The 14,912-nt window shown below is 60.9% G+C and carries 15 protein-coding genes; 10 read left to right on the top strand and 5 right to left on the bottom strand.

The window, feature by feature from the left end:
• Positions 1–4: 4 nt before the first annotated feature.
• The 8 genes from YH62_RS14905 to YH62_RS14870 all read left to right on the top strand — a co-directional run bounded on the left by YH62_RS14905 (position 5) and on the right by YH62_RS14870 (position 7,486).
• Complete coding sequence (locus YH62_RS14905; protein WP_046794981.1) at positions 5–922, top strand: SMP-30/gluconolactonase/LRE family protein; 918 nt, start codon at positions 5–7, stop codon at positions 920–922.
• A gap of 162 nt (positions 923–1,084) precedes the next feature.
• On the top strand, positions 1,085–2,158 hold the full coding sequence (locus YH62_RS14900) for an ornithine cyclodeaminase (protein ID WP_046794980.1): 1,074 nt from the start codon (positions 1,085–1,087) through the stop codon (positions 2,156–2,158).
• Positions 2,159–2,514: 356 nt separating this feature from the next.
• Entirely contained in the window at positions 2,515–3,492 is a 978-nt protein-coding gene (locus YH62_RS14895) for a TRAP transporter substrate-binding protein (RefSeq protein ID WP_046794979.1), read from the top strand.
• 123 nt (positions 3,493–3,615) lie between these two features.
• Positions 3,616–4,152, top strand: a complete 537-nt coding sequence (locus YH62_RS14890) for a TRAP transporter small permease (RefSeq protein WP_046795114.1) — start codon at positions 3,616–3,618, stop codon at positions 4,150–4,152.
• A gap of 3 nt (positions 4,153–4,155) precedes the next feature.
• Complete coding sequence (locus tag YH62_RS14885; protein ID WP_046794978.1) at positions 4,156–5,436, top strand: TRAP transporter large permease; 1,281 nt, start codon at positions 4,156–4,158, stop codon at positions 5,434–5,436.
• A 9-nt stretch (positions 5,437–5,445) separates the two neighbouring features.
• Positions 5,446–6,225, top strand: a complete 780-nt coding sequence (locus YH62_RS14880) for a FadR/GntR family transcriptional regulator (protein ID WP_046795113.1) — start codon at positions 5,446–5,448, stop codon at positions 6,223–6,225.
• 23 nt (positions 6,226–6,248) lie between these two features.
• Complete coding sequence (kduI, locus tag YH62_RS14875) at positions 6,249–7,097, top strand: 5-dehydro-4-deoxy-D-glucuronate isomerase (RefSeq protein WP_046794977.1); 849 nt, start codon at positions 6,249–6,251, stop codon at positions 7,095–7,097.
• Between the two features lie 53 nt (positions 7,098–7,150).
• On the top strand, positions 7,151–7,486 hold the full coding sequence (locus tag YH62_RS14870; RefSeq protein ID WP_046794976.1) for a cupin domain-containing protein: 336 nt from the start codon (positions 7,151–7,153) through the stop codon (positions 7,484–7,486).
• 9 nt (positions 7,487–7,495) lie between these two features.
• On the opposite strand, the gene YH62_RS14865 is transcribed toward YH62_RS14870, so the two are convergent.
• The 4 genes from YH62_RS14865 to YH62_RS14850 form a co-directional block, all read right to left on the bottom strand.
• Positions 7,496–8,524, bottom strand: coding sequence for an acyltransferase (locus tag YH62_RS14865; RefSeq protein WP_046794975.1), 1,029 nt, complete (start codon positions 8,522–8,524; stop codon positions 7,496–7,498).
• 13 nt (positions 8,525–8,537) lie between these two features.
• Entirely contained in the window at positions 8,538–9,809 is a 1,272-nt protein-coding gene (locus YH62_RS14860; protein WP_046794974.1) for an O-antigen ligase, read from the bottom strand.
• 7 nt (positions 9,810–9,816) lie between these two features.
• Entirely contained in the window at positions 9,817–11,076 is a 1,260-nt protein-coding gene (locus YH62_RS14855; RefSeq protein WP_046794973.1) for a polysaccharide biosynthesis/export family protein, read from the bottom strand.
• A 94-nt stretch (positions 11,077–11,170) separates the two neighbouring features.
• Complete coding sequence (locus tag YH62_RS14850; RefSeq protein WP_046794972.1) at positions 11,171–11,851, bottom strand: sugar transferase; 681 nt, start codon at positions 11,849–11,851, stop codon at positions 11,171–11,173.
• A 707-nt stretch (positions 11,852–12,558) separates the two neighbouring features.
• On the opposite strand from YH62_RS14850, the gene YH62_RS31010 reads away from it, so the two are divergent.
• Together YH62_RS31010 and YH62_RS14840 are read left to right on the top strand one after the other, a co-directional pair.
• Entirely contained in the window at positions 12,559–12,849 is a 291-nt protein-coding gene (locus YH62_RS31010) for an exopolysaccharide production repressor protein (protein WP_046794971.1), read from the top strand.
• A gap of 108 nt (positions 12,850–12,957) precedes the next feature.
• Positions 12,958–13,968, top strand: a complete 1,011-nt coding sequence (locus tag YH62_RS14840; RefSeq protein WP_046794970.1) for a glycosyltransferase family 2 protein — start codon at positions 12,958–12,960, stop codon at positions 13,966–13,968.
• Here the strand turns inward: YH62_RS14840 and YH62_RS14835 are convergent.
• Positions 13,959–14,906, bottom strand: coding sequence for a polysaccharide pyruvyl transferase family protein (locus YH62_RS14835; protein WP_046794969.1), 948 nt, complete (start codon positions 14,904–14,906; stop codon positions 13,959–13,961). The two genes, YH62_RS14840 and YH62_RS14835, sit on opposite strands and share 10 nt — an antisense overlap.
• Positions 14,907–14,912 lie beyond the last annotated feature (6 nt).

The raw sequence follows: 14,912 nt of genomic DNA, 5'->3' as shown, positions 1-14,912 counted from the left end.
AATCATGCCGCAGACCCCTTCCATCTATGAAATCCACGACGAACGCTTCCGGCACCTGATCGTCGGCAGCGCGAGGCTGGAAGAACTCTATTCCGGCTGCCGCTGGGCAGAGGGGCCTGTCTGGTTTGCCGATCTCAACTGCCTGATCTGGAGTGATATTCCGAACCAGCGGATGCTGCGCTTCGTGCAGGACGGCGGTGTTTCCGTCTTCCGGGAGCCATCCAATTTCGTCAATGGCAATACCCGCGACCGGCAGGGGAGGCTGATTTCCTGCGAGCATGGCGGCAGGCGGGTGGTGCGCACGGAAATCGACGGCTCGCTAACCGTGCTTGCGGATAGCTACCAAGGCAAGCGGCTGAACTCGCCCAACGATGTGGTGGTGCGCTCGGATGGCAGCATCTGGTTCACCGACCCGACCTATGGCATCAAATCCGACTACGAAGGCTTCAGGGCGGAGCCGGAGCAGCCGACGCGCAATGTCTACCGCCTTGATCCCGAGACCGGTGGGCTGGAGGCGGTCGTCACCGATTTCGGTCAGCCGAACGGGCTTGCCTTCTCGCCCGACGAGAGCAAGCTCTATGTCGCGGATTCCGCCTCCAGCCACGACATCAACGCGCCGCGCCATATCCGCGTCTTCGATATTGTCGAAGGGAAGAAGCTTGCCGACGGCCGTGTCTTCTGCAGCCTCGACAACGGGCTTCCCGACGGCTTTCGCGTGGACGCCCACGGCAATGTCTGGACGAGCGCGGGGGACGGCGTCCACTGCTTCTCTCCCGAAGGAACGCTTCTCGGCAAGATCCTGGTACCGCAGACGGTGGCGAACCTCACCTTCGGCGGTCCGCGAAGGAACCGGCTGTTCATCACAGCAACGACCTCGCTCTATTCGGTCTATGTCGCGACCAATGGGGTAGCGCTCGGCTGACTGCAGCTCAGTACAACTTATCCAATTGGCATGCCGGCCTATTCATGGCAGCTTACCGCATGGAAGACTGTCGGCCGCATAGTCCTTCTCCGTAATCCGGATGACCGCGTGCCGCAGCCGCGGAGAAGCGCCGTTCGCTCGGCGCCAAGGATAGGAGCCGATATGCCCGCCCTGCCCAACTTGAACATCGTGCCGTTCATCAGCGTCGAGAACATGATGGACCTGGTACTCGGCATCGGGGTCGAGACCTTTCTCGCCGAGCTTGCCGTTTATATCGAGGCCGACTTCCGGCGCTGGGAGTCCTTCGACAAGGTACCGCGCGTCGCCTCCCATTCGCATGAGGGTGTGATCGAGCTCATGCCGACCAGCGACGGCCGGTTCTACAGCTTCAAATATGTCAACGGCCATCCCAAGAATACGCGCAGCGGACGCCAGACGGTGACCGCTTTCGGGGTCCTCTCGGATGTCGACAGCGGCTATCCGCTGCTCATCTCGGAAATGACCATCCTGACGGCGCTCCGCACCGCGGCGACCTCGGCCGTTGCAGCGAAGCATCTCGCGCCAAAGACGGCTGATTGCATGGCGATCATCGGCAATGGCGCCCAGAGTGAGTTCCAGGCGATTGCTTTCAAGGCGCTTCTCGGTGTCCAAAAACTGCGTCTCTACGATATCGACCGGCAGGCCACAGAACGCTGCGCCCGCAACCTGGAGGGGCTCGGTTTCGAAATCCACTCCTGCCGAAGCTCGGAGGAGGCGGTCGAGGGCGCGCAGATCATCACCACGGTGACCGCCGACAAGCAGAACGCCACCATCCTCACTGACAACATGGTCGGGCCGGGCGTTCACATCAATGCCGTCGGCGGCGATTGCCCCGGCAAGACGGAACTGCACCGCGATATCCTGCTCCGCTCCGATATCTTCGTCGAGTATCCGCCGCAGACGCGCGTCGAAGGCGAAATCCAACAGATGCCGGCCGATCATCCGGTGACGGAGCTCTGGCAAGTCATCACAGGACTGGCGACGGGCCGAAACGGCGCCAGCCAGGTCACGTTGTTCGACAGCGTTGGTTTCGCGACCGAGGACTTCTCCGCGCTACGTTACGTCCGCGACAAGCTTGCCGGCACCAGCCTCTACGAAAACCTCGATCTGCTTGCCGATCCGGACGAGCCGCGCGATCTCTACGGTATGCTGCTCCGGCGCAAGAAGCTGACCGAGGCGATCCAGAAACCGGCCTAGGCTAACGCCCCACCATCTCGAAACAAGTCATCATACAAATTGTGATATCTTGTATGTTGACATCGCCCTCGGTTGTGTCCTAGCCATATGAGGAGCCGAGGGAGGGCGGCACCGTGTTTCGCATCTGAATGACATGACCGGTTCGGACGGGCGCAAGCGCCCGGCCGCGGCGCCATGCGTTTTTCGACGCGAACCGAACGGACGTTCACCCGGCACTCCAATCTCCTTGCAACACAAGCACAGGGAGAAGGGAGGGGAGTGAAGAGGAATTCGACTTTATCAGGGAGACTGCCGATCCGCCGTGGAGGTGTGTCGGCTTCGAAGGCGCGAGGGCGCCATGCAAACGGGAGGAAACCATGTTGCATTTCAAGAAACTAGCTATGGTCGCCGCGGTGGCGGCGTTGTCATTCGCGGGGACAGCCGCAGCGCAGACCGTCCTTCGGTCATCCGATACCCATCCGGACGGATACCCGACCGTGGAAGCGGTCAAGTATTTCGGCGAGCTTATCAAGGAGCGCACGGGCGGCCGCTATTCGGTGGAGGTCTATCACTCCGCGCAGCTCGGCCAGGAAGCCGATACGATCGAGCAGGTCCGCACGGGCGTGATCGACCTCAACCGCGTCTCGATGGGACCTTGGAACGGCCTGATTCCCGAGACGACTATCCCATCGCTTCCCTACATCTTCCGCTCGGTGGAACACGCTCGCAAGGTGATGAATGGACCGATCGGCGATGAGATCCTTGCCGCTTTCGAGCCGCATGGCGTGGTGGGCCTCGCCTTCTATGACGGCGGCGCCCGCTCCTTCTACAATTCCAAGAAGGCGATCAGCTCGATCGACGATCTCAAGGGTATGAAGTTCCGCGTCATGCAGTCCGATATCTTCGTTGACATGGTGGCGGCACTCGGCGCCAGCGCGACCCCGATGCCCTATGGCGAGGTCTATACCGGCATCGAGACGGGCGTCATCGACGGCGCGGAGAACAATTTCCCGAGCTACGATACCGCCAAGCATGCGGAAGTCGCCAAGTTCTTCTCGCTCGATGAGCATCTGATCGTGCCGGAAGTCCTGGTGATGTCCAAGCGTAGCTGGGACCAGCTCTCGCCGGAGGATCAGACGCTCTTCAGGCAGGCGGCCAAGGACAGCGTTACGAAGCAGTACGAGCTCTGGGATGCGCAGGTCGCCAAGTCGCGCTCCGCGGTGGAAGCCGGCGGGTCGAAGATCAACGAGCTCGACAAGCAGGCCTTCATCGATGCGATGAAGCCGGTCTACGACAAGCACGTCAAAGATCCGAAGCTGCAGGATCTCGTGAAGCGCATTCAGGAAACCCAGTAACGGGTTCCGATGCTCGGGAGACGGGTTCCGCCCGTCTCCCACAAGGCAATGAAAAAAGCGGGAACGGTGATGGCAGAAGCTAAAAGCATCGGGGAGGCGCATGATACGGCCGAAAGGCCGCGCATGAACGCCGTCGTCCGATTGTTGAACAGAATTTGCGACGGTGCACTTTATATCGCGGGCGCGGGACTGGTCCTCATGACCTGTATCGTGTTCTGGCAGGTTTTCGTGCGTTACGTGCTGAACTGGACGAATACCTGGACCGAGCTCACGGCCGTCATGCTGATGAGCTGGTTCATATTCCTAGGCGCCGCCGTCGGCGTGCGCGAGAATTATCACTTGGGCTTCGATGTCCTACTCTATGCCCTGCCTCCGGGCGGCAAGAAATATCTGCGCGCAATCTCCGATGTGGTGGTTCTGGCCTTTGCCGTCGGGATGATCGTCTACGGCTGGCAACTGGTTCAGCTCCAGTGGCGGGCACGCCTGCCGGCGCTCGGCATTCCGGAAGGTATTCGCTATCTGCCGCTGGTGGGAGGCGGTCTGCTCATCAGCCTTTTCGCCTTGGAGCGGCTGGTGTTGCGCTTTTCCGGCTTCGACGTCGATGCCGATGCGACGGCCGAAGAACCGATCCCGGCACTCGATCAGGTCAAGGAGGTCTGAACCATGGAAAACTGGATCCTGTTCGGAACCTTCACGCTCCTGATGCTGATCGGCACACCGATCGCCTTCTGCCTCGGCGTGGCGAGCTTCGCGACCATCCTCTATATGGGCCTGCCGCCGCTCGTCATTTTCCAGCAGATGAATTCCGGCATGAGCGTCTTCACGCTGCTTGCCATTCCCTTTTTCATCTATGCCGGCGACCTGATGGTGCGCGGCGGTATTGCCCAGCGCATCGTTGCCTTCGCCGGCTCGCTGGTCGGGCATATGCGCGGTGGCCTGGGGCAGGTGAACATCGCCGCCTCGACGCTTTTCGGCGGCATTTCCGGCTCCGCAGTTGCGGAAGCGGCTGCAGTCGGCGGGCTGATGATCCCGCAGATGAAGGCGCGCGGCTACGGCGCCGATTATGCGGTCAACGTCACCTCCATGGCGGCGCTCATCGCGCTTCTCCTCCCACCGTCGCACAACATGATCATCTATTCGATCGCGGCCGGCGGGAAGATCTCGATCGCCGATCTCTTCACCGCCGGCATCCTGCCCGGGCTGCTGTTTGCGGCTGCGCTGATGGTGACGGCCTATTTCGTCGCCCGAAGCCGCGGCTACCCAACGGAGGTCTTTCCCGGTTTCGCCCGCGTCGGCTATTTCTTCCTCAACTCGCTGCCGGGCCTGATGCTGATCGTCATCATTTTCGGCGGCGTGCGTTCGGGCATCTTCACGGCGACGGAAAGCTCGTGCATCGCGGTCTTCTATGCATTCCTCGTGACGCTGCTGGTCTACCGCTCGCTGAGCTGGAAGAACTTCGTGCATTCGACGCTGGGTGCCGTGCGTACCACCGCCATGGTGCTCCTCATCATCGGCACGGCGGCGTCCTTCTCCTGGCTCATGGCTTATCTCCGGGTGCCGGCGCAGCTCATCGACGTGCTGAACAATATCTCGCAGGACCCGTTGATGATCCTGCTGCTGCTCAACCTGCTCATGCTGCTGCTCGGCACGTTCATGGACATGGGGCCGATGATCATCATCTGCACCCCGATCTTCCTGCCGGTCGTGGTCGCCTATGGCATCGATCCCGTGCATTTCGGCGTGATCCTGATCCTCAATCTCGGCATCGGGCTCAACACTCCGCCGGTGGGGGCGGTGCAGTTCGTGGCCTGCGCGGTCGGCAAGATAACCGTCTGGCAGGCGATGCGCTCGATCTGGCCTTTCTATCTGGCCGGCATCGTGGTCCTCGGCCTGGTCACGTATATACCGGCCATCTCGCTGTGGCTGCCGAGCGTATTCCGGTAAAGGATGGACATGGCAAGCGACCTGACCGCGACATCAAGGGCCGAGCGGAAGCCCAAGCTCTCCGAGCGGATCGTCGCCGCTCTCCGCTCGAAAATCCTGTCGGGGGAAATCGGTCCGGCGGAGAGGCTGCCGACCGAGAGCCGGTTGACGGAGCTGTTCGGCGTGAGCCGGACCGTCGTGCGCGAGGCGATCGCCAGCCTCGCGGCCGACGGGCTCGTGGAATCACGGCAGGGAGCCGGCATGTTCGTCTGCGAGCGGCCGGCCATGGCGTTCAGCTCGATCAGCCAGGACATAGGCAAGATATCCCATGCGATAAACGTCCTGGAGGTGCGCATGGGGCTCGAGATCGAAAGTGCCGGCCTCGCCGCCATCCGCCGCAATGCCGCGCAGGAAGCGGCGATCCAGGAAGCCTTTTTCGAATTCGACCGGCTGCTTGAAAAGGGCAAGACGACCGGAAGAAGTGATTTCATGTTCCACAAGGCAATCGCGGAAGCCACCAACAATCCCTTCTATGTCGAAGTTCTCGACGCGCTCGGCATACGAGCCATCCCCTGCGACATCACCTCGCCCTGGGGAACCGACAGCACCTTGAGCCGGCAATATCAGGAAGGGCTCCAGCAGGAGCATCTTCGCATCCTCCAGGCCATTTCAGCCGGAGACCCGGAAGCTGCCAGGAATGCCATGCGGCATCATCTGACCGCGAGCCAGCAGCGCTATCGGGAGCGCTTGAACGACCAGCAGACCGAATACCGATTTGGCCGCGCGAATGCGCGTGCTGACCGATCATAATACCAGGAAGGAAGAAGGATTCCATGACCGAGAGCCACATCCGACACACCACCCGCAATGCGTTCGATCCGGCTACCGCCGCGCGGATGGGAAGCGCCGAGCTGCGTGAAAACTTCCATATCGGCGGGCTCTTCGAAGCCGGAAAGATCAACCTCACCTATACGCATTACGACCGGATGGTGGTTGGCGGGGCGACGCCTGCTGGGGAGCCGCTGGCTCTGGAAACGATCCGGCCGCTCGGCACGAAGAGCTTCCTGGAACGGCGTGAGCTGATCGCCGTCAATATCGGGGGGGCCGGATCGATCGAGGTGGATGGCGAGAAGTTTTCGCTCGGACCGCGCGACATGCTCTATGCCGGCATGGGCAGTAACATGAGCTTTTCTTCGGACGATGCGTCAAGTCCGGCGAAATTCTACCTCCTCAGCGCGCCGGCGCATCAAAAACACCCGACCAAGCTCATCCGCATCGGGGATGCCAAGCGCCTCGACCTCGGCAGCCAGGCGACATCGAACGAGCGTTCGATCTTCCAGTTCATCCATCCGGAAGGCGCCAAGACCTGCCAGCTGGTGGTCGGCATGACGCAGCTTGCCACCGGCTCGGTATGGAACACCATGCCCTGCCATGTGCACGACCGGCGGATGGAAGCCTATCTCTATTTCGACCTGCCGGACACGGCGAGGGTATTCCATTTCATGGGAGAACCGACCGAAACGCGCCATGTCGTGATGGCCAATGAGGAGGCGGTGGTCTCTCCGCCGTGGTCGATCCATTCCGGCTGCGGTACCGCCAATTACGCATTCATCTGGGCCATGGCGGGAGACAATGTCGATTACACCGATGTCGAGGTCGTGCCGATGGATGTCCTGCGGTGATTTTTGTAGGGCCGGGTTTCCCGGCTCCAATCCTTTTTGATGTGAGAAACGATATGGCGACTAAGTTATTCTCCCGGCAGAATGAAGGCGAGACGACCGATCTCGGAAGCGGCAACAAGCGCCGCGTCCTCCTTCACACCGATGAACTCATGATGGTGGAATTCACCTTCGAAAAGGGCGGCGTGGGTGCATTGCACTCGCATCCCCATGTGCAGGCAAGCTATATCGCCGAGGGACAGTTCGAGGTAACCGTGGGTGAGGAGAAGGCGACGCTTTCGGCCGGCGATAGCTTCATCGTGCCTTCGAACGTGGTGCACGGCGTCGTGGCGCTGGAGGCCGGCAGGCTGATCGACAGCTTCACGCCGCATCGGGCCGATTTCCTCGCCTGACGGCCGGAACTATTGCGCAGGCGTCCGCCCGGCTTGGTTGCGCAGGGGCAGGCGCCACAGCGCGGAGCGTTTCCCTTTAAGGAGAAGCTGGATCGGCCGCTCCAGACACTCATAGGCGGCAATGCCGGCCATCGTGCCGATAACGACGGCGGTAAGTACAATGGCCGGGATGGAAAGCGCGAGCGCGGCCCCGATCTCGGCCACGACCGAGATCGCGAATGTGTGCCAGAGATAGATGGAATAGGAGCTGTCGCCGAGATAGGTGAGCGCCGGGAACTTTGGGAGCTTGGCGCCGACCTCCACCGCGAGCGCTCCGGTGACGAGCATGATCGCCAATGGCCCGCAGGTCCAGGCATCGAATTCCAGCCGCAGCAGGTGTATCGCGGCAAAGCCCGCTATCGATAGGCAAACGAGAAGCAGGCCGATCCCGGGCGAAGGGAGGCGTCCCGACTGCCAGGCTTTCGCGATCGCCGCGCCTGCCACGAACTCCAGGATCACCGGCGCGGTATAGAAACCGGCGAGCGGGTTTGCCGGCTGCAGCAGGGCGCCGCCGACGACGAGCAGACCGAACAGAAGCGCCAGCGCCGGCAATCGCAATGCCGGTTTCAGGAAAAGGACGAGCGCGAAGACGGCGTAGAAGAAGATTTCGTAGTTCAGCGTCCATCCCTGAACAAGCACCGGCCAGAGGTTTCCGGAATTGGGCGAGGCGACCGGGATGAACAGGAATGATCCGGCGATGTGTGCCGGGTCGAGCTTCAGGTTGGGAAAGAGGCCGAGGATCGCGCCGAGGACCATCACCACAGTCGCTATCCAATAGGTGGGTGCGATGCGCAGAACGCGGTTGCGGAGGAAGCTGGCTGGAGATGAGGCGCGATTGTCGCTGATCGCCATCATGATGAAGCCGCTGACGACGAAAAAGATATCGACGCCGGCAGCACCGATCGTAAATGGCAGGCCCATGCGGTGGGCGGCATGAAAGACAACCACCGCGATTGCCGCGAATGCCCTGAGATATTGGATAGAATAGAGCGTCGGCATGCGGCTAAATCCTTCAGCCAGGCTGCGCGCTGCTGGGGCCGGAAACGAAGGGCTCGAAATGGGTCCGGACGGTGCGGCGCTCGGGAACCGTGAGCTTTCCCGCAGCGAAATAGAACAGGAAGGAGCCGATGTGATAGGGGTGGATGATATCCACCTCCACGAAGGAACGGACGAGAAGCAGGCTCGCCACACCGAGGAGGACGAGCGATTCCGGGCTCCGTTCCACGGTCAGGAAACGTCTCAGATGGCCGGTGAGCGTCGAAAGCAGGATGAATGACAGGATAAGGGTTCCGCCCAGACCTGTTTCCACCATGGCCTCGATATAGGTATTGTGGAAATGGAAGCCGCTGCGCGATCCGATATAGAACTCCTGCCACAGTCTCTCCGCCTCGGCAAAGCCCGGAACCCAGTAGCCCTGATAGCCGACCCCGAAGAACGGCGTCTCGCCAGCGGCGGCAATACCCTGCTGCCAGAGGTAGGTCCTGCCCGTGAGGGTGGAGTCCTTGCCGAAGATGGCAAGGATCGCATCCATAGCCCCGAATTGCAGCGCGGCAGCGCCCGCGCCCGCCGCAAGCACGAGTGCTGCGCCGAAGAATAGCCGCCGGTTGCGGGGAGCGAGCATCATGATGGCATAGAGGCCGGCGCAGAGGGCGACGACGGCCAGCGTCGTGATGACGGAAGTCGCCGATTGGGAGGCGAAAAGCGAATAGGCGGAGAGAAGTCCGACCACCCCGCAGCCTGCGAGCCAGAGATTGCGTGCGCGGAAAACCGCTACCGTTGCGAAGGAGAAGAAAACGCCGAGCGAGGCATAGAAGCCGAGCTGGTTTTTCGAGGCGAAGGCGCCCACGAAGCTGTATGTGCCGTCCAGTGCGTCGTAGTGATAACCGCCGAACAGAAGCGAATAGACGAGCACGAGCCCGCAGCCGAGGATCGCTCCGCGGCAAAGGGTCTCGACAGACATCGTCCGCATGGCGATGAGCGCGCAGATGAGATGTGTCATATACTGGATGGCCGCGCGCATCGAAACCGAAGGCGCAAGAGACCAGAACACCGAAAGGAAGCAGAAGAGCGCGAAGCCGAAGATCCAGAGATAGCGGAAGGAATTGCCCGCCACGCGACGATAATCGACCAGGAGGAGGGGGAACCACAAGGCATAATAGGCCAGAATGGAAACCGCTCCGAAGTTGCTCGAATAGGCGAAGACGAAGAAGGACAGCGCGATTGCCGCCATCCCGTAGAGATCGTTACGCTGAGGTTCGATGAGAACCGACTTGGCGATCTTCATGCCACCCTCATTGCATCAGCAGTTCGGAGCTGACCTTCACGACGTCGCCGGGCCGAAGCTGCACGTGCTCATCGACGGAGACCTCTTTCGGTCCCTGTCCTTCGTCGCGCACAACGACGTATTTTATCGTCGCGGCCTGGCCGTTCGGGTCGAATTTCAGGGCCTCGGCCGATTGCGCCAGAGCTTCCGACATCAGTTCGCGGCTGGTGGTGATCTGTAGACCGAGCTTGTCGAGTTCGGCTTCGGTGTCCTGAAGCTCCTTGGCGCGCTGGGCCACCCAGTCGTTGCGCAGGTTGATCTCGTCCTGGTTCGCCTTGGTTATATCCTGCTTGGCGCGCAGGGTGGCGGTATCGATATCGAGAAGCGTCGATTCGACATCCGCGGCATCCTCCTCGACGGAGAGCCGCCGGGCGCTCGTGGCGAGGCCCTGCTCGGTGAGCCGGCTGACCCTGTCGCGGTCTTGCGTGACCAGTTCCAGCCGCTGCTTCTGGGTCGCGGCCTTCCGGCCGAGCGATTCGACCTCGGTCTCGAGAAGAGCGCGCAGGTCTGCGAGTGCCTTGAGCTGCGCCTCATAGCGCTCCCGGCGGGATTTCATCAGCGCCGCTTCGCTCTCGATGAGTTCCTTGGCGTTACCTGCACTCTCGAGTTCCTTGGGAACATTCAGTTCGCCGGCGCCTGAAACCTCCGCAAGCAACCGGGCGCGGCGCGCCAGAAGACGGCTGCGTTCGGAATCGTATACGGCGGCATCGCCGCGAGCATTGATGAAATCACGGGCGAACCGCTGGCCCGCATCGGATCTGCGCAGCCCTCCGGCAAGGCTCACTGCCTTCAGCACGGTAAGGTTAGGCTTGAAGGGGTATTCCCCCGGAGTATGGACGTCGCCCGCCACGAAGATCGGCCGGAACTCCGCTACTTCCACCGAGGCTGAGGGGAGATTGCGCAGGGCGAACTCGCTCTGCAGCCGTTTCCCGATCTCAGCCGCCACTTCGGAAGTCGTTTTACCGGCGGTATCCAGGTCGCCGACAAAGGGAAGCGAGACGGCGCCCTGAGGGCCTACTGTGTATTCGCCGCCGATCACATCCCAGTTGCGGACGCTACCGTCGGCAGGCTGCCATTCGGCAACCCGGACGCGGATCTTATCCATGACGCCGAGCTTGTAGGAAGTATCCTCCGCTGCCGCAGCCGGGCAGGCGAAGGCAAGCAGAAGGAAGCCCGCTGCAATGCGCAATCGTCCGGAACTGCGGGCGGTAGTGAAGTGGCGTATCATGAAAGAATTCCTTCGTTCAGCGCGGGTATGGCCCCGCGCTAAGGGGCCGTGAGCCTGATCTGAATTGTGCATTCTGCTTCGGCCTGGCCGATGTTCAGTAACTGCCGCGGGAGAGGCAAACGGCAGGTATGGTCATGGCGATGATCCAGACGTCTCGCCGCAGCGACCAGTTCTCGACATAGTGCGTGTCGAAAGCGATGCGGCGTTCATAGGAAACGTCGTTGCGGCCGCTGATCTGCCACAGACCGGTGAGCCCCGGGCGGGTGCGCAGATAATAGACGGCGGAGGAGTCGTAGAGGCCGAGTTCCTCATCCACCACGGGCCGCGGGCCGACAACGCTCATCTCGCCCCGGATGATGTTGATGAGCTGGGGAAGCTCATCGAGGCTCAATTTGCGCAGAACGGTTCCAACCGCCGTGACGCGTGGATCGTTCTTCAGTTTCCGGGTCGCATGCCACTCTTCCGCGGCCTGCGGATTGGTCGCGAGATGGTTCCGCAGGACCTCGTCGCCGTTGACGACCATGGTGCGGAATTTCAGGCATTTGAAATACCTGCCGTTATGACCGATCCGGCGGTGGCCGTAAAAGACCTTGCCTCCATCGGTGAACTTCACCAGCCCCATGATCATCAGGAAGATGGGGCTGAGTAGGACCAGGGCCAGAACGGCCATGGTCACATCGAAACTGCGTTTTGCGATACCACCAATGGGTAAGGAGAGTTCAACCTCGCCGTCGGTCGAAAACGGAGAATCTGCCGAACGTGTCGCGGACTTCATAGAGAAAACTCCATTTAGGTTTTGCGATAGTCGGTGCCGTCGCTGGCATCATGCCGTAACGATGGGATAATATGTCTGTGTTCTGAATTTGATGCGAATGTTCTTTTTTCGGGGCAGGTGCTCTTGGAGGTATGGGAGGGTTCCGAGAGACGCATTTGTACCCGTATCGGGTCGATTAAAACTCGCCTACGTCTAAATGATTACTTGAGTGGGTGCGTAAAGCTCCTGAAAAACATGGTCGGTCTTGAGAGATCGAAGGGTGTTTCCCCGATTTCTTGTATGGGTAAGCCAAGTTTATCGCTTGCTTGTTGCAGGGAATTCCGACCAAAGAATCTTCCCGCTAGGACCTAAGGCCTAAGTTTTTTGCACTGCAATACAATGCTGCAGTGCAAAGAGGCAGTTTGCCGGCTCAGAAGTTTGTAACAAAAGTTGATCGGAGTTCCGGACGAACTCCGCGGCTGAGCCCGCGATAGCCCCAACAATGCGGCCAAGTGGGGCGATAAGATGGCAAAAATGCGGCGAAGATCTTATCGTGATGTTCTTCGCGTAGCCAAGAAAGCGATGAAAGCTTACGAAAGTTTCACGAAATGCGTGGCATGAGATGGGTCGAAAACCTTGAAACATCGCAGTCATCCCAATATGGTTCTCGATGAGAGGAGCCAAGAGGACCGACAAACTGAGAAGATATCGGTTTGGGAGGAAAGTTCATGTACGCACCACGTGTTTTTGTAAGCATGACTGTGGCACTCCTCGCTTTCGCGATCGCCTCGTATTTTATCAATGGGTCCATCCTGACGACTTTTATACAGACCGTGATCTGTGCGGTTCTGTTGCAGATCGGGTATTTTATTGGCGTCCTCTATCTTGTACGTCGCGAAAAGATGTCGCGGCAGGAAAATGCCCCGGATTCGGCAGCAATCAGGCGCAAGGGGGATGCGAGCCGGCACGACGAGCTTCCGGCGAAAGCCGCCGCCAAGCTCGAGATCAGCGATCACTGAAGCAAAGCACGCGAATCTCCCAGCCGGTGGACATAACCCCGGTCTCCTCCATACAGTCGTCATTTTCCTCACTTCATAGTCTGCGAGACAAAAGCGAAGGGAAGTGACATGAACGCCACCTCGACCGAAGCAATCTGCGTCATCATCGCCGCGAAGAACGCGGCAGGCACTATCGGGGATGCCATTCGTTCCGCGCTGCGGGAGCCGGAGGTTGCCGAAGTGGTGGTGGTCGACGATGGATCATCGGATGACACGGCCCTTGCGGCAAGCCGCGCGGATGACCGATCGGGGCGGCTCAACGTCGTCTCATTCAGCCAAAACAGGGGGCCTTCGGCGGCGCGCAATCACGCGATCTCGGTCTCGCGCTCGCCCCTGATCGCCATTCTGGACGCCGACGATTTCTTCTTTCCGGGCCGCTTCAGGCCGATGCTGCAGGAGCAGGGCTGGGATCTGATTGCGGACAATATCGCCTTCATCCACGGTTCCTCGGGGGCCGTGGAGCCGGCCCGCTTCGAACCCCGGCCTCGCCGGATCTCGCTGGTCGAGTTCATTGAGGGAAACATTTCCAAGCGTGGGCTCAAGCGCGGTGAGATCGGCTTTCTGAAGCCGATAATCCGCCGCTCGTTTCTCGAGGCGCACGGCCTTCGGTATAACGAGGATCTGCGGCTTGGAGAGGACTACGAATTCTATGTCCAGGCGCTGGCGAAAGGCGCGCGCTATACGGTGATCGAACACTGCGGCTATGGCGCGATCGTCCGCCACGACTCGCTCAGCGGCCGCCATCGCACCGAAGACCTCAGACGGCTCTACGAGGCCGATCGCGCGCTGCAGGCGGTACCGGGCCTGCTATCGCCTGAGGGAAGGGCGGCGATCGCCCGCCATGAGCGGCATATCCGGGAACGCTATGAATTGCGGGCATTTCTCGACACGAAGGCGCAGTCCGGCAAGGCGGCGGCGATTGCCTGGACATTGCGTCGGCCGATGGCGGTTCCGGCAATCGCGACGGGTATTCTCTCCGACAAGCTGGAGGCTCTGCGCAAAAGATCGGGCCTCGACAGACCCGCTCCCACACAGAACCTCCGCTATCTGCTGCCGGGGGTTCCGGCGACTCAGAAGTAATCGCGCCGGATACCTTCCAGGACGTCGCGGAAACGCCCTTTCTGGCGTTCCAGCGCCTCGTCGGAGCTCAGTTGCGGTTCAGCGCGGCTCGCCTGCCAGAGCGCCAGCACGGAAGGGGCTGCGAGCAGCTGCTTCGCCATGCCTTTGAGGCCGGGCCCGGATGGCGCAGGCCGCGTCAGCACTTCATCGCTTTGCTGGTGGCCGGTATTCGGGGCTGCTGCGGCTCCCTGGGCATCGAAGCGCATGCCCCAGAAACGCGAACGCTTGGCGATCGCTTCCGCGCGGGTCGAAACCGGGACATGGCGGGGCCTATAGGTCGCGCCAACGGTGCTTGCCCAATCGGTCCACTTGAAGCTGTTGATCGCGCGCGAGGTGCTGACCGCAATCCAGGGCACCCGGAAGGCGTCGGCAAGGATCGCGCCGTGCATGGATTCGGCGATCACGAGTTCCGATTGCGCAATGTGGCGGATGACGGATTTCGCTTCGCCGCGCGGATCGAGATAGGTGAGGCCGGCTGGCTCGCAAACCGCCTCCCACATGCCGAATTCGGCCGATTCCCAGTGGGGAACGAAGGTTTTCTGGTGAAGCTTCGGCAGGTTCTGGAATTCCGGCATGTCGGAAATCATGACCGCTGGATCGGTGATCGCGCGCTCCGGCGGAAGCCCGAGCTTGCTGGCGGTCAGCGGGCCGCGCACGCAGCGGACGTCCCATTCCGTCGTGTCGCTCACATCCGGCTGCGCACCGTAGCCGGTGCCGCTGCCGATCACCAGCTTGCGGGTGCCGGCCGGCAGAAGATCAGGGGTAAGAACGGTTCCGACCCCGACAAGCAGCATATCTGGCTGCACCTCCCGGAACCCCGGCAGGAGGAAATCCCATAGCCAGAGATTGAGGTCGTCGCCGAAGTTTCCGTGATGCGATTCCCAGTAGTAGGGCTTCATGATGGC

Origin of the sequence: Rhizobium sp. LC145, assembly GCF_001005825.1 — a bacterium.
Lineage (GTDB): Bacteria > Pseudomonadota > Alphaproteobacteria > Rhizobiales > Rhizobiaceae > Neorhizobium.
This window is presented reverse-complemented; position numbering and strand designations above follow the sequence as displayed.

Coding starts and splice junctions, on each gene's coding strand:
- YH62_RS14890 (WP_046795114.1), top strand. CDS start 3,616: ATGAACGCCGTCGTCCGATTGTTGAACAGAATTTGCGACGGTGCACTT.
- YH62_RS14835 (WP_046794969.1), bottom strand. CDS start 14,906: ATGAAGCCCTACTACTGGGAATCGCATCACGGAAACTTCGGCGACGAC.
- YH62_RS14905 (WP_046794981.1), top strand. CDS start 5: ATGCCGCAGACCCCTTCCATCTATGAAATCCACGACGAACGCTTCCGG.
- YH62_RS14870 (WP_046794976.1), top strand. CDS start 7,151: ATGGCGACTAAGTTATTCTCCCGGCAGAATGAAGGCGAGACGACCGAT.
- YH62_RS14885 (WP_046794978.1), top strand. CDS start 4,156: ATGGAAAACTGGATCCTGTTCGGAACCTTCACGCTCCTGATGCTGATC.
- YH62_RS14865 (WP_046794975.1), bottom strand. CDS start 8,524: ATGCCGACGCTCTATTCTATCCAATATCTCAGGGCATTCGCGGCAATC.
- YH62_RS14855 (WP_046794973.1), bottom strand. CDS start 11,076: ATGATACGCCACTTCACTACCGCCCGCAGTTCCGGACGATTGCGCATT.
- YH62_RS14880 (WP_046795113.1), top strand. CDS start 5,446: ATGGCAAGCGACCTGACCGCGACATCAAGGGCCGAGCGGAAGCCCAAG.
- YH62_RS14900 (WP_046794980.1), top strand. CDS start 1,085: ATGCCCGCCCTGCCCAACTTGAACATCGTGCCGTTCATCAGCGTCGAG.
- YH62_RS14860 (WP_046794974.1), bottom strand. CDS start 9,809: ATGAAGATCGCCAAGTCGGTTCTCATCGAACCTCAGCGTAACGATCTC.
- YH62_RS14850 (WP_046794972.1), bottom strand. CDS start 11,851: ATGAAGTCCGCGACACGTTCGGCAGATTCTCCGTTTTCGACCGACGGC.
- YH62_RS14840 (WP_046794970.1), top strand. CDS start 12,958: ATGAACGCCACCTCGACCGAAGCAATCTGCGTCATCATCGCCGCGAAG.
- kduI (WP_046794977.1), top strand. CDS start 6,249: ATGACCGAGAGCCACATCCGACACACCACCCGCAATGCGTTCGATCCG.
- YH62_RS14895 (WP_046794979.1), top strand. CDS start 2,515: ATGTTGCATTTCAAGAAACTAGCTATGGTCGCCGCGGTGGCGGCGTTG.
- YH62_RS31010 (WP_046794971.1), top strand. CDS start 12,559: ATGTACGCACCACGTGTTTTTGTAAGCATGACTGTGGCACTCCTCGCT.